Annotated in this window: 15 protein-coding genes; 11 read left to right on the forward strand and 4 right to left on the reverse strand. The window is 42.0% G+C overall.

Annotated elements, in window-relative coordinates; genetic code table 11:
* Nucleotides 1-187: 187 nt before the first annotated feature.
* Nucleotides 188-1,375: a M12 family metallopeptidase gene (locus HC752_RS09245; protein ID WP_190334855.1), complete on the forward strand. Its 1,188-nt coding sequence runs from the start codon at nt 188-190 to the stop codon at nt 1,373-1,375.
* 112 nt (nt 1,376-1,487) lie between these two features.
* On the opposite strand, the gene HC752_RS09250 is transcribed toward HC752_RS09245, so the two are convergent.
* Both HC752_RS09250 and HC752_RS09255 read right to left on the reverse strand, forming a co-directional pair.
* Complete coding sequence (locus tag HC752_RS09250) at nt 1,488-1,871, reverse strand: hypothetical protein (RefSeq protein ID WP_190334856.1); 384 nt, start codon at nt 1,869-1,871, stop codon at nt 1,488-1,490.
* A 173-nt stretch (nt 1,872-2,044) separates the two neighbouring features.
* Nucleotides 2,045-2,476, reverse strand: a complete 432-nt coding sequence (locus HC752_RS09255; RefSeq protein WP_190334857.1) for a nuclear transport factor 2 family protein — start codon at nt 2,474-2,476, stop codon at nt 2,045-2,047.
* Between the two features lie 345 nt (nt 2,477-2,821).
* On the opposite strand from HC752_RS09255, the gene HC752_RS09260 reads away from it, so the two are divergent.
* The 5 genes from HC752_RS09260 to HC752_RS09280 all read left to right on the forward strand — a co-directional run bounded on the left by HC752_RS09260 (nt 2,822) and on the right by HC752_RS09280 (nt 7,489).
* Nucleotides 2,822-3,748 carry a hypothetical protein gene (locus HC752_RS09260; protein WP_190334858.1) on the forward strand — a complete coding sequence of 309 codons (927 nt, stop codon included), beginning with the start codon at nt 2,822-2,824 and terminating at the stop codon, nt 3,746-3,748.
* Between the two features lie 932 nt (nt 3,749-4,680).
* Nucleotides 4,681-5,310 carry a 2OG-Fe dioxygenase family protein gene (locus HC752_RS09265; protein ID WP_190334859.1) on the forward strand — a complete coding sequence of 210 codons (630 nt, stop codon included), beginning with the start codon at nt 4,681-4,683 and terminating at the stop codon, nt 5,308-5,310.
* A gap of 2 nt (nt 5,311-5,312) precedes the next feature.
* Nucleotides 5,313-6,395, forward strand: coding sequence for a pyridoxal phosphate-dependent aminotransferase (locus tag HC752_RS09270; protein WP_190334860.1), 1,083 nt, complete (start codon nt 5,313-5,315; stop codon nt 6,393-6,395).
* Between the two features lie 67 nt (nt 6,396-6,462).
* Nucleotides 6,463-7,164, forward strand: a complete 702-nt coding sequence (locus HC752_RS09275; RefSeq protein ID WP_190334861.1) for an AzlC family ABC transporter permease — start codon at nt 6,463-6,465, stop codon at nt 7,162-7,164.
* Nucleotides 7,157-7,489 carry a branched-chain amino acid transporter permease gene (locus HC752_RS09280; protein WP_190334862.1) on the forward strand — a complete coding sequence of 111 codons (333 nt, stop codon included), beginning with the start codon at nt 7,157-7,159 and terminating at the stop codon, nt 7,487-7,489. Before HC752_RS09275 ends, HC752_RS09280 begins: the two co-directional genes overlap by 8 nt.
* A 25-nt stretch (nt 7,490-7,514) precedes the next feature.
* On the opposite strand, the gene HC752_RS09285 is transcribed toward HC752_RS09280, so the two are convergent.
* Complete coding sequence (locus HC752_RS09285; protein WP_190334863.1) at nt 7,515-8,345, reverse strand: AraC family transcriptional regulator; 831 nt, start codon at nt 8,343-8,345, stop codon at nt 7,515-7,517.
* A gap of 357 nt (nt 8,346-8,702) precedes the next feature.
* Entirely contained in the window at nt 8,703-10,085 is a 1,383-nt protein-coding gene (locus HC752_RS09290; RefSeq protein ID WP_190334864.1) for an aminotransferase-like domain-containing protein, read from the reverse strand.
* Nucleotides 10,086-10,179: 94 nt separating this feature from the next.
* Between HC752_RS09290 and HC752_RS09295 the strand changes: the two genes are divergently transcribed.
* The 5 genes from HC752_RS09295 (at nt 10,180) to HC752_RS09315 (ending at nt 14,544) form a co-directional block, all read left to right on the forward strand.
* Nucleotides 10,180-11,070 (forward strand): EamA family transporter, encoded by an 891-nt coding sequence (locus tag HC752_RS09295; RefSeq protein WP_190334865.1) that lies wholly within the window; start codon nt 10,180-10,182, stop codon nt 11,068-11,070.
* Nucleotides 11,071-11,380: 310 nt separating this feature from the next.
* Nucleotides 11,381-12,376: a zinc transporter ZntB gene (locus HC752_RS09300; RefSeq protein ID WP_190334866.1), complete on the forward strand. Its 996-nt coding sequence runs from the start codon at nt 11,381-11,383 to the stop codon at nt 12,374-12,376.
* 364 nt (nt 12,377-12,740) lie between these two features.
* Complete coding sequence (locus tag HC752_RS09305) at nt 12,741-12,878, forward strand: hypothetical protein (RefSeq protein ID WP_167404731.1); 138 nt, start codon at nt 12,741-12,743, stop codon at nt 12,876-12,878.
* Between the two features lie 381 nt (nt 12,879-13,259).
* The gene (locus HC752_RS09310; protein WP_190334867.1) at nt 13,260-13,685 is read left to right on the forward strand and encodes a hypothetical protein; all 426 of its coding nucleotides are present in this window, start codon (nt 13,260-13,262) and stop codon (nt 13,683-13,685) included.
* A 103-nt stretch (nt 13,686-13,788) separates the two neighbouring features.
* Nucleotides 13,789-14,544: a hypothetical protein gene (locus tag HC752_RS09315; protein WP_190334868.1), complete on the forward strand. Its 756-nt coding sequence runs from the start codon at nt 13,789-13,791 to the stop codon at nt 14,542-14,544.
* Nucleotides 14,545-14,551: the final 7 nt, after the last annotated feature.

The raw sequence follows: 14,551 nt of genomic DNA on the forward strand, positions 1-14,551 counted from the left end.
TGCTCCCGCTTCGTAGGGTTCTTATATAAATCATGAGTATTTGTATAAGTTAACTCATGTTGAAATATTGTTTTTATTTAAGTTATAAAAGCCAGTTTAATATAGGTCTATGACTATTTGGCGTATTGTACCGTTTAAAAATTGATATTTTAATTAGAAGTGAAATCTGAAATATATGGAGAAAATAATGAAATTTAACGTAGTGATTCCAATATCCGTATTGGCTATGACTCCTCTTATTGCATTTGGCGAAAATGAAGTAGAGATAAACGCGGAGATACCGACTATCGATACTCAGCAAACCCATATTATAGGTACCAATGACTTTGTTACTTATGATGTAAAAGCGCTGGAAGGTGGCGATACTGCTGTTTTCCAGGGCGATATTATTCTGGGCCCAGCGGAAGAGGTTCAAAACTACGGCATACCGCCAATGGAGTTAGTTGATGAAAATGATAGGCGGGGACGTTCGGCATGGTCTGGATTCGAGAAATGGCCTAATGGTGTGGTTCCTTATACTATTTCGAGCAGCCTCCCAGCGAAAGATGTGGCTGGTATTAAGGAAGCGATGCGCAGTATAGAGAGTGTATCGAAAGTACGTTTTGTTGAAAGAACCAATCAAAAGCATTATGTCAGGATTATTCGTGATAAAGGGTGTTACTCAAAAATAGGTTATGAGCGCAGAGTCCAACCATTATCGATTGGTAAGGGGTGTGGAAAACCGGGTATTGTGGCTCATGAACTTTTGCATACGTTGGGCTTTTTTCATACGCACCAACGCGCTGACCGTGATAAGTATGTCACTATTAATTGGGGGAATATTAGACAGGGTATGGAGTTCAATTTCCAAAAGCGCGGTTCGGTGTCAACATCTGCTGGTCCATATGATGTTCGCTCAATCATGCATTACCGTGCTTGGGAATTTGGGGATGGTCGTGTGACAATATCGTCTAAAGATCCCTCTGTACCCAATAACCAGATAGGGCAGCGTCAGAGCTTAACGAAGCATGATATCAGTGCGCTGCAAAAGATGTATGGAGCCAATGATGCAACAACAAAAACCTATAATCTTGATCCCATTAGTAAAATCGCTACCAAAGTGAGTGTGAAGAAGAGCGGGTGGCAACAGTACGTTCAGGAGCTTTCCAGTGGATACAAAACGTTGACCATCACCACATCTGGTGGGACAGGTGATGTCGATTTGTATGTGAGAAAAGGCACTCTACCTAACCGTAGCTCATACGACTGCCGTTCTCGGCATAATGGCAGTGCGGAAAGCTGTGTGATTAATTCTCCAGCAGAAGGAAAGTGGTATATTGGGTTATATGGTCATCGTGCTAGTTCTGGCGTGACTGTTACTGTTAAAACGGAGTAGCGACTCCTTCCACTTAAATTGATATACGAAAGAGCCAGCTTCTTTGCAGGGAGCTGGCTTTTTTATTCGTGGCGTTTGCTTTGAGCTTATAAACTGGTATTGGAAGTGAGGCTTAAATCTTAGATACGTTGTAACCGGACTCACGCAGTAAATCTCTTTCTTGTTTGATCAGTTGTGCCCTATCTTCGATAAGTTCATGAAGTGCTTGGGAGGGCTGAGAAGCAAATGTTTTAAATTGATCAAACGAAGAAGCTTGCTCAACGGTTTTAAGCATTGTGCTGACAGCGTTGCGCGCTTCACATGGGTCGGATTCTGTTTTGAAATAGTCAACACTGTGCACCGCTTCTTTCATTTCGGCAAGCAGCTCGGCAGGGCTATTGTCTAATGCAATTAACATGTAATTATCGAGAACACGCTTCGCAAACAACAGTTCCTTCAATGGAATATCGCGTCCACTTACAATTAGGGACTGGTTCAGAATGGGACTAGAACTCATGGTTTTTCCTTAAACGAAAACAAAGGTTGGGCTAGGCAAAAGAAGCAAAAGTGAATAGATTTGTGCTTCATTTCAATATTTATACAGTGTTTGAGTCGATGTCAAAGGAAATGAACGGAATAAGTCAGAAATTTTTGATCGGAGGGTGGGGGTATCCTTTCCCCCTATAGGCATCACCGGAGTGTTACATCGAGTTCCGGTTTATAGATAAACAAAATGAAGGAGCATGACCAGCGGTAAGGGTAGGCAAAGATTTCGTTAATGTTGTAGCGTTCATCGACAGGTTTCACCTTTTGTTTCACGTTCCACTGTTCAACAATTTGTCCTTGATTATTGAAGCGGAAGATATCGATGTAACCAGTACCTAGATCGTTTTCGACATCGCGATCCACTTGCTTGGAGTGGACAAGCACCACATCACCCATGGCGATGGTCTGAACGGGTGTGTGGACAAAACGTTTCCTATTTTTCGCCATGCTTTGAAGGTGGTTGATAAACGCCACTTTGCCATTTTGGGCTTCAGGTGTGTGTCCAACGAAGTGAGCATCAACAAAACGTGTCACGTCTTTTAGATCGTTGAGGTTGTTTATTACGATCCTAGTCAACGCAGTGCACCAAGCAGTGTAGAAGAGTACGCTCTGAATCCTGCATCTTGAGGTTATTTGGGTATAACCGTATGCACGGTGTAGGAGTACATTCATGGAAAAGTTAAGAGATGGAAAGGGGCGGCTCAAAGAGTGAAGAGATCCTCGCGCAAGGGAATGTCCATTTGATCACAGATGTTCACAATACCGACCGTTACGAACTTTATATGCATTTGAAATCTAAAACGATAAATAACGCCATATTTATCTGAATGGGATCTAAAATTTCATTTGCATTCATTGGCTAGATGAATCGGTATGTTAGTGTTTTCTCGTTCATAAACTCTAAAAACTAGGTTCAAAAAGATGATAAAGGCAAAATGTATTTTGTTGCTAACGGTAATACTGTCGTTCAGCACTTGGGCTGAGCAAAACCAAGTTCATATACCGGGTACGTCAGCCAGTATGGAGCAACCTGTAGGCTTTGAATTATCAGATGCCTTCGCAGGCTTTATTCACGCAAAGAACAACTCCAGTGTTGTCGTTATGGAGTTGCCGCTAGAAGCCTTTGACCAACTTTCAGTATTGTTCAGTGATTTGGACATGGCAAAACAGGGTTTCGGCAAGCAGGGTCTTGCTGTGCTTGAACTGAGCTCTGTGGAATTAGATGGATATAAAGCCCCCATTGTTATTGGTACTCAAGCCATATCTGGCGTGAGTGTGGACAAGTACATTGTTCTTTTCAAAGGTCAGAAAACGGTGATGGTCACCTACAATATTATGGGTCAAGGTGCGCTTGATAAAGCCGCGGTAATGAACTCAATCAAGAATATTCAAATTGGAAAGGCATCGAGTTTGTCTGAAAAAGTTGCATTGCTTCCTTTCACATTTGAACCTGAACAACCTTTTAACATCGCTGATGTTATGGGGAACTCCACCGTATCACTCACCACATTTGATGGTATCGATAAATCGGGTGAGAAACCGCTATTGGTTATCGCCAGCTCCATTACTCAAAGTCGCATTCTAAATCAATCCAAACACGCCAAAACACTTCTAAAATCAATCAAAGGGTTTGAAGAACATACAATTGTTTCTGAAGGTAAAGTCAATTTCGTAGGAAAAGAAGGCTACAAAATTGTGGCCGAAGCAAATAATCAAGCGGCTATTCAATACATAGGTGTACTGGATAATGGCTACTACGTTCGTTTGCTTTCGATGGGCAGTGCGAAAGAGATCGAAAAAGTGAAGAAAGCCGTCGACGCTATTGCGAAGTCGGTGAACCCGAAGTAATAACGTTGCGGTCACACCATTTAAAATAAAAAAAGCCAGTCGCAAAATTCAGTGCGGCTGGCTATATCAATGTGAACAAATCTATTCACTAACAACGTCAGTTGGCTAGGTGACCCTCGGCTTAAAAGGGTCACGAGCCAGTAATACAATTCGCATGCCAACTCTAACCCCTTAAAAATAAGCAAAGAAAACGTTTGCTTACCGTTTTGTTGCATATTTGCATTTTCAAATCGCTAATACTTTGCAAATTGCAGCGAGACAGTGAGTCTTTTTACTCAACTCTATGGTGTTGTTTACTTATCTTGGGAGACCAGGGGGTGTATTGGTGCAGGCTAAACGGTTTGGTTAACTCTCGAATGGGTTCAGGGTTACCGAAAAGGCAAACACCTAAGTTTGAATGTGCAGTTTTCAATATAATAAATGGAGTGTGGGAAATGTTTCTTTAGGATCACCATCTTTGGTTTTATGGTAGATGAAAACAGCCTCGTGGGCAGCAATAAATTGGATTTACCAACACGGATGTGTACAAGATAATTAATGCTTTACCCTCTGTTTTTTTATTTTAAACGGCGGGGAATGTTTTTTCTTCTGCCCATTGAATCATTGACTTATCTTGTGTTCTGGCTTGGTGGATTTACGGGTTGATGGTTCAAAGTTGTTGTTTATTAATGATTTTTTGTCATTTATACGTTGGTGAGTCTTTGTGCTTATTCTGTCTTGTTTGAAATAACGAACATCGTAATAGGATCGGAATTTAATAATGAGTACTGTCTCGAAAAATGGTATCCCAATAAAATATAACGGCAACACTTCGTTGGGAATAATCAGATAAAAGAACAATATTATTCAAAAAATTGAACATTTTTGTTCAATCCATCATAAGCCATGATCTGTATTATGAAAATACAACCAATAACGCAGATATAAATGAAATGTTGAATATTTTAAATGTCCCACATAAACCCAATTCATTTCTTTATGGCACTTTCGAAGATTTGAAAGCCGATGAGTATCTGAATAACACCTATGTATACCGATACCGAGCCTATAGCGTTGGAGACTATAACAATAGACAGCTGACTTGGAGAGAATCGGGTGCATTTTTTCAAACAAAAGATCTCAATAGTTATGCAGGAGGGCTGAAGAGAAATTTTACGCCTCTTTCTATTGAATCTCGCCATCATATAGAGGAGATCGTTCAAACCGTTGTCGATAGCCAACACATACCACAAGGTAACTACTCTATTGGGTGCCATCAAATTAGGATTGTGGCAGAAGAAGGAGCGGTGGGCTATCCAGCGCCAGAAGGTTTCCACCAAGACGGGTTTGATTACTTAGCGATTTACTGCGTTTCTCTTAACAATGTGAATGGCGCTACCTCCCTTATTTCTCCTCTTGAAGATGAAAACAGTATCTATGAACACACCTTACTGCCGGGGGAAATCATGATCGTTGATGACAGGCAGGTGAAGCATTTCGTTACTCCCATCACAACAAAAATTCCAGGACGAGAAGCGAAACGCGACGTTTTCGTTATTACTTTTTCAAAATTAATGGACTGATTATGGCAATTGCAAATTACACAATTCAAGAGTGGCTATTCAATGAAGCTCACGGAAAATTCGACTACGACTTGGCCGAAAGTGGTGTCCAATTTCAATACCTTAAGGATTTGACCCTGAAAGGGGAATGGTGCCTAGATTACAGTGTCGACAGGGGGGATCTGGCGCTTCGAAACACTGTACTTTCTCAATACAAGAACGACCCTAAAGGCTTGAGTTCACTGATTACTCACGGCGCACAAGAAGCGTTGTATATTCTTTATAATTCACGGTTGGAGCAGGGGGACCATGTTATTTGCACTTTCCCTGGGTGGCAACAAGCATGGGAAGTGCCTAAGAGCAAAGGCTGCGATGTTTCATTACTTGAATGGACGCCAGGTGCAGCCTTCCCAGTTGAAGAGCTTATTCACACCATCAGTGATAACACGAAACTTCTGATCCTTAATAGCCCATGTAACCCAACAGGCGCAGTGCTGACAGACAGCGAGTGGGATCAAATCGTTCAGGTATGTGAGCAGAAAGGAATTTGGATCGTCAACGACGAAGAGTATTTGCTCGATTTTTCCCAATCTGTTGTCAATAAATATGAAAAATCGGTATCGATATCAAGCTTATCCAAAATTTATGGTCTTCCTGCATTAAGGCTGGGTTGGGCGGTATCTCAAAACGATGAGTTGATTGAAGCAATGGTCAATTATAAGCGCTACACCACCGTCTCCAACTCGATGCTGCTTGAAAAAACGGCTTTGTTAGTGCTCGAAGAGAAGGAAAAACACCTTCAACGCTTTTATAACTACATTGATGCTGGTCGTCCTATTCTCGACAAATTTGCAGAATTGGCAGCGCCGCATCTCACGCTCATCGCGCCCCAAAATACGCCGTATGCATGGTTCAACACATCCCCCACGATTGATTCCAATGAACTGACGCAGCAATTACTTGCCCAGCATAAATTATTGGTGATGCCAGCTGAAGTCTTTGGGTCGAATCATGGTGTGCGCATTACTTATGCCAGAGATAAAGACTTTCTAAAGAAATGCCTGAACATGATTCTCGAAACGCTACAGGTAAAGCAAAGATTATAACTCCCAAACTCCATCGTCAGTGTGGGGAATATGCCCCACACAACCTACATTAATGTGAGGATCAACATTGCAATCATCCAATTTTATAAACGTCTTTAAGTTATCGCTACCTGTGGCGACGGCTTACATACCACTTGGTTTGGCGTTAGGTGTTTTTATGGTTTCCAGCGGTATTGAATGGTATTGGGCTCCCATTTCTGCCCTCGTGATATTTGCTGGTTCCATCGAATTTTTGGTGGTGACCTTTATTTTGTCAAGTCAACCACTGATTGCCGTAGCTTGGACGGCATTAATCGTGAACTTCCGCCACATCTTTTATGGGTTATCCTTTCCATTGAAGAGCATGACATCGCGGATACAAAAAGCCTATGGGATTTTTGCGTTAACCGATGAAACCTATGCGATCGTGTGTGCTAGCAGAGGTGCGCCGTTAAGCGGGGCAGACATTAGCTTGCTTCAAATGATTAGCCATGCGTGGTGGGTGGGAGCAAGCTTGTTAGGCGCGGTTATTGGGGCACTGTTACCCCCAGAGGTCACGGGGTTTGAATTCGCCCTCACAGCCATGTTTATCGCCCTTGCGGCGGATGCCATCAGTAACGACTCAGACACCTCACTACTGATTTATGCGGTTATTTCCTGTGTGGTTGGCGCACTAATGGAGTTTTATATATTGAAGTCATCTTTCCTAGGGTCTGGGCTGATTTGCTATTTATTGCTCATTAGCAAGGACTACAAACAGGCACAGCAAGAGGAACCGGTTCATGAATAGTGATCTTGAGATATTTCTTATTATATTAACGGTATCCGTCGTTACTGTGATATTGAGAGTGATGCCTTTTGCGGTGATGGATAAACTGTCGTCTAACCAGTATTTGGAGTACATCGGCACCAAAATGCCTGTCGGGATCATGGTGCTTCTCGTTGCTTACACGTTTCTGCATATCGACTTTACGTCAGCGCCCTATGGACTACCTCAGTTCATTTCATCATTTGCTGTGTTTGGGGCATATTGGTATTCAAAGAATGCCTTAGTCGCGATAGGCGTTGGGCTCGCAATACATTTGTCTATTGTTAATTACGCGTTCATTTTTTAGGCTTATCACGACAGCAAGGGGCTGATTAACGTTCAGCTTCTTGCTTGATTTTTCGTACCTCAATAGGGGTGTAACCGTAGTGCTTTTTGAGCAAGCGGTTGAGATGAGCTTGATCGGAATAGCCAAATTCGTGCGCGACTTCTTTAATCTTCTTACCTTTGATAAGCGCATTGAATGCACTCTCTAACTTCATTTGCATAAAAAAACTATAAGGCGTTATTCCATAATGCTTTTTGAATTTCTTAATAAAGTAGTACTCAGACAAATTCATTTTTGTCGCCAGATCTTGAATATTGAGCTTCTCGCGTACTTTATCTTTCATTAAGTCAATTTCACTACAGCCGTGAATAGGCTTCCCCAATACGCTTTTGTGGGAATCACTTGAATGATTGACCAATGCCGAGAATAAGTCCCACCCCGCGTCTGAAACCATTTGAGGTGGGCTATTTTTATCTCTTGAAAGGTCAAAATAGTGTTGGAAAAGACCGCTCAGTTCAGGGTTAAAAATGGGCGTTGTATCAAAATGCAAGGTTTCTGGATGTTCGGCATTGTCCATTTTGGCGACATTCAACATAAACTCCGGTTTCACACGTACATTTTTGGTTGAGAGTAAATCACTGCCCACTCCTTCACCACAGTGGACCATTCCAGGGTTAATGATGCATATTTGATTTTTGCTATAGAAATTCGTGACATTCCCTATTTTGAGTTGCAGTACACCTGAAGTGATCAACGTAATATCAAAGTCCAAATGAAAGTGAGGGAAACACTCTTGAGAGAGATTGTCCGCTTGTGAGGTCATCACATCCGGAAATATCGGGTTAATCTTGAAATTGGAATATTTTAATGTACTCATTACCACTCCATATGCCGTGCACTATTACTGTGTGCATTCTTAATTATGCAACAGAAACCTTAGCGCAATCTAACGTTTTTCACACCTTCATCCTACCATCCTGAATTTAGAGTAAGTATTTGGTTTTTAAGAAAGAAAAATTAAGAAAATTAAGAGGAATGGATACCCGAATCAGTTACATTTTGCGAGAGAAACGGTGGTTTTTTCTCTCCTTTATTGTAAATTTGGATTTGCCTCTCAAATCGATATAAAACTTCAATATCTTGGATTTCGAGCGCTGGCGCATTCGTTTGGCATGAGTATGGTAGCGAAACCAATTTATTTACATCCGTTGTTTGAGCCATCTTGATTTTTCACTTAACTCGACTGCTTCATCGCATCAATCAATACATCCAATTCGTCCTGTATCGCCTTGGTGAGTTCAAAACCGAAGTTAATTCTTACGCAGTTGTTGTAAAGATCCAAAGTACTGAATAGGTGACCCAAACGAATATCAACCTTACTTTTTTCAATCAGTGCGGTGAATTGAGTGACGTTGAGGGTTGGGATTTGCAACCATAGCACCATACCTCCCTGCGGATGGCTGATGTTTACGTTTTCTGGTAGGCGTTCCAACAAGTAGGCTAGGTACGTTTGTCTGAGTTGAAGTAGGGCGTGGCAGCGACGTTTTATCTGTTTAGCATAGTGACCAGACTCAATGAAATCTGCCATGGTGAGCTGCATAGGAAGCGAGATCCCAAAACAGGAAGCGGCATGTATCTGGCGATAGCGATCGGTGTATCGACCTGGCATACACCAACCGATGCGACAGCTAGGCGACAGACTTTTGGAAACCGATCCGCACCAAAGGATATACCCTTCCTGATCATAGTATTTAGCGGGTAGGGGAGGGCGGTCCGAATGGGAAAGTTCTAAGTACACGTCATCCTCAATGATCGGAACTTGGTACTCGTTAGCCAGCTCCGCCAATTTTTGTTTTTGCGCGGCAGACATGGTGATCCCCTGCGGGTTCATGTGCGATGTGCAAAATACGCCCGCTTTCACCACTCCTTCCTTTAAGTGTGTTTCCAATTGGGTTAGGTCGATACCGTCATCCAAAGAGGGGATCTCGACCATTTTTCTGTTTATTTGCCCAAGTAAATCCAAAATACCATTAAAGCAAGGCGAGCTAATCGCAATGGCATCGCCCACTTGAGTGCAAGACTCCAGCGCGGCTTTAATCGCCGGCATACAACCCGACGTAATCACTAGCTCATCAGGGTTTAGAATCAGCCCTAATTTCGAGAAGTGGGCGTTCAAGGCATTGCGCAGCAGTGGATCGCCTTGAGTATCAGGGTATTGATTGAGTCGGTTGCCGATTCGCTTGCTAACGCGTCGAAAGCTACGCTCTAACTCGTTCAGTGAAACCGCGTCTATGGTGGTGCTCGACACCCCCAGTGGACCATTATGTAAAGAGTGAATGGCGAAGTTTTGAGTTACCGAAGACACCTTACTGACAAAGCGCGCCCACTCCGGAGTGTTGTGCTTGCTTCGCTGTGGAGAAACGTAATACCCCGCTTGAGGACGAGCATGGATCCAGCCTTGTGATTCCAGCTCCTGATAACAACTCACTGCTGTAGACATACTCACCGTCTGTTGCTTAGAGAGCTGCCTAAGCGACGGCATTCGGCTGCCCTCGGGGAGTTTTCCTGCCTCAATCTTTTGGATAAATCGCCTGGCTAAGGTCTTGTACATACTCATAAGCAAACTGTACCGATTTTTATATGAAAAATTGTATCTGTACTGATGACTGTACCCAAGTAATACTCATTTTCAAGAGAAAAGGAAGGCAGTTATGAAGAAGAACGATCTTTTGTTGGCGACGTTAGTGATGGCCATTTGGGGCTTTAATTTTTCGATGATTAAAATGGGCGTTACTGAGGTTCACCCGTTGTTGGCGACGGCTGCCCGCTTCACTTTAGCGGTCATACCCGCCATCTTTTTTATTCGCCGACCCAACGTAGCTTGGCGCTATTTGGGTGGTTACGGTGTTGTATTTGGTGTAGGTGTATGGGGAATGGCATCTTGGTCTATCACAGCAGGGCTTTCATCTGGGATGTCTTCGGTATTGTTGTCATCAAACGCCTTAATCAGCATGGCGGTTGGCGTGTTTATCCAAAAAGATACCGTTTCAAAGCGCAAAGTCATTGGTGCCATCGCTGCATTGGTCGCCTTGCTGGTACTTATCTCAGCAACCAACGGTAACCTTACGGCGGAAGGTGTGTTTCTTATTATGATCGCCGCCGCTAGCTGGACAGGGATGGGCTTGATCGTTAAAGCATCGAAAACCACTCAGGCCTTTGCTTTTAATGTATGGGGTATGTTCTTCGCGCCCATTCCATTGGTATTGTTTGCAGTGAGCATTTACGGTCCCAATATAGTGGCGCACGCTTTTGAAGTATGGGATATCAACACCACCATAGCGGTTGCATTCCAAGCTTACCCAACCACATTATTTGGTTACTGGGTTTGGAGTAACTTGTTGATTCGCTACCCACTCAGCACCACCGCACCACTAACTTTACTTGTCCCAGTATTCGCGCTCATTTCTGGCTATTTTATGTATGATGAGCTGCTCAGTACCGCACAGATGATTGCGTGTGTGCTGTTCCTAGTCGGTATTGGTTTAATAGTGAAACCCGCATCCAATAAAAATCAGATGACGGCTAAACCAGTGGTCAATTGAGAGGCAATCTACTTGAAAGGAAGGGAGCAAACCAAACCCTTTCTCTCTTTGTGCCTGCGTATTTGGATAATGCGCTATCATTCATAGACATAGATCGGATTTCATTCGGCGAAGAGGGGAGGTTTGTTGGATCTCTTCGCGTGTTTTGCCCCATTTGTGTGTTTCAGAAAATGAAACGCTCACTTATCTTACTCACGTGCAATTTGACTTACTTTTCTTAGTACCAGTATTGTGTCTTTAGAGGTAAGGGTGACCCGTTTGCTCCTCTTGACCTTTCAAGTGAACACTCTTGCTACGCATAAGGAAAAATATGTCTCAGTTTGTCTATTCAGAAAAAGAACCGAATGGATTCATACACGCAATGTTGTTGGATGGTTTGGGTGGCAGCCAGCAGCTGAGTTGGTCGGAGGTGAATGATTTAAGCTGTGAACAATCAGGGTTATGGCTACATTTCGATTACAGTGAAATTGAGGCACAAAATTGGATTAGAGATTGCAGTGGGCTGAATGACATTGCGGTCGATGGTTTGCTTAGCCCTGAAAATCGCCCCCATGTTCTTACCCGAAATAACAACCTACTTCTTGTTTTGAGGGGAGTCAATCTCAACAGGGGCGCAAATCCAGAAGATATGGTGTCCGTTAGAGTTTGGACAAATGGAAAAACTCTGATCAGCACAAGAAAAAGGGTGTTGACCTCAACTCAAGATGTATTAGCTAGCTTAGAAAACAAGTCAGGTCCTGTGTCTACTAGTGGCTTACTTGTTTGTTGGGCAGAACGTATTGTGACAAGGATGAATGACACGATTAACCTCTTAGAAGATAACGTATCAGAAATCGAAGAAGCCCTATTTGTCGCTGAACCTAATTCGCTGCGCTCTACATTACTGAGAGTAAGACAGCAGTGCGTTGGTATTCGGCGTTATATTGCTCCACAGAGAGAAGCCTTGAATAAGTTAGTATTAGAGCCACTAAATTGGCTTGACGATATTGACCGTCTAGCCTTGCGGAGCACTGCGGATAAGCAAGTTCGGTATATTGAGGATGTTGATACCATAAAGGAACGGGCCACAATGGTGAAAGAGGAGCTGATTAGCAGAGTGTCAGAGCAATTAAATAATCGGAGTTACGTTCTTACAGTTGTCGCGGCAATTTTTCTTCCTCTTGGTTTCTTTACAGGGCTGATGGGAGTGAATGTTGGAGGAATGCCAGGAATACAAAGTGACATCGCATTTTGGCTAGTGGTGGGCATTTGTGTCGGATCTACAGGGTTGCTCGGTGCATACTTTTACTGGAAGAAGTGGTTTTAACTAAACGCATTGTTTCCAGGTGAGTTCACTATGAACAGAGGCGATAGAGACTGTAATTTACCTTTATTCCACAGGGTGTCGCCACTGACTGGCTTCTTTGAGTTATGTGAATATGATTCATAGTGTGTGGCGTATTAAAAGGGTAAGGAAATAGGAGAAGGAGTTGCAGGGTTTCCTAATTTCTATGAGAAACAAGACTTTTTAAGTGTGATTCCCAAAATCTCTACTCGAAATTGACAAGTTGTATCGCTGTAAATATATTGGCGAGCTAATGCGGTTTTCCATGATCTGAATCGGTCTTTTATACGATAAATACGTGATCAAGTTTGAACGCCTGCAAACAACGAATAACGCGGAGAGAGATATGAGTCATTGGACAGATTTTTTCCCTTATGTAGCTATGGCGATCAAGGTCATCGCGTTAGCCGTGGCTGGATACTTCGCTATCAAATGGCATTTCGACCAAGATAGGAAGCTGAAAAAAGAAGCCGAGGAAAAATAAAACTCGAGGGCGATAAGCACAACCCGACTCTTACAAACCCGTAATTCTTCGTTCTTATATTCGGTTACTCTGTTCTTGATAAGCTGCTTATGACCGCATAATAGATCGCTTGTGCATTGCTCTTTATTTGTAGTGAACGTAGACTTTAGGGTTTTTGATAGGTATTCAAGAAGATTGAAAATGTTTATTCGGTTAAGGGTTACAGAGTTTAGATCATGCTTGTTAACATAATTCTCACTTGCCTCGCAGGTATTCCTCTGAGATGAGTGCGTCTCAGTTATTATAAATTGATAAGAAAATCACTATCCAAAGAGGATAAGTGTTATTTTCAGGTTTAGGAAATGTTAGAGTTTAGTCAATATCATTTGTACAGGATTAAAAATGAAGAACTTGAGCTTTAAAGGTCTAATTATAGCCTTTGTTGTTAGTACTATATTAGCGGCAATATTTGGACTTCTTAGTGTTGTTTTGTTTCTTGAAAACTTTAACGATGCAACAGTTGAGGCATTTGAAAAACAGACTAGTTTCTTAGTATTTATGACTATAGTTGGATTATTGCTCTCAGTATTAGGCGGGTACATCTCGGCTAGGTATGGGAAAGAGGAACCTTACAAAAATGCCATTGCATATGGAGTAATAACAATCACTTTAGGTATTTTTGTCGCAGAGTATGACCCGTTGTGGGTTGATGTTGTGGCGTATGTGACTGCAATTCCATTGGCACTGCTTGGGGGCCATTTATTTAAAATAAACAATGATAATAAAATTAATATCGAGAATTCCATAGCGAAAGAGAAAGCTCAATAATAGTCTTTTCGCATCGCTGTAATGGTGCATTATTTGTTAGTCAATTTCACTTTCCCTTCACGAAAGTGAAATTTTCCTGTTTAGTTTAATAAACCGAATTTATATGAAATTTAATACTCTGCTTTTATTAACTTTTTTATTGTCGATGAGTAGTTGCACTACTGAAGGAGAGTTACTCACTTTTGATGATATTCAAGGGGGGTGGCTACTAGAAAGAAGTGATGGTAAGGCTTTTTCTTCACATTTCACAGTGGTGGGGAACGGGATATATCAAGCTGGGTTTAATGGGGATGTCACGATTCGCGAAGGGACTATGTTTAGTACTATAGTCGATAGCACAACTAGTGAAAACCAAGATACATATGAGTTTAAAAAATCATCTAAGAACACTCTGATAGGTAATCAGAGAAGATTGTTTTTTGGTTCTCGGTTCGATCGAGAAATTATTGCTTATGGAGGACTTGGTGAAAAAGTTACTCAAGAGACTATAAGCAAGAATTGGATAGCTTGGTATGAAAACTACTCATTATCTCTCAATATTTACGGGGAGTTTGAAGATATTAAGGTGAATGAGCTTGGCTGTTATCTCCATGGAAAAATCACTCACAAATTTAAAAATGTATTTGATCTTGAAATCCATATGCATAGCTGTTCGACAGATGCCTATAATGGCTCTCTTAAGGGGTATGCCTCTTACTTTTCAAAAAGCGACTTGCTAACTATACCTTCAACCAAAGACAAGAGAGAACGTTTGATATTCTCTGTCTATGAACATTCAAACCAAGATCTTGCAAATATCGATTTCATAAATATTGCTTCGAGAATTGTTTTTTACTTTTCACCTGAAAACGTACATTAAAATATCG

Source organism: Vibrio sp. S9_S30 (assembly GCF_014694455.1).
GTDB lineage: Bacteria > Pseudomonadota > Gammaproteobacteria > Enterobacterales > Vibrionaceae > Vibrio.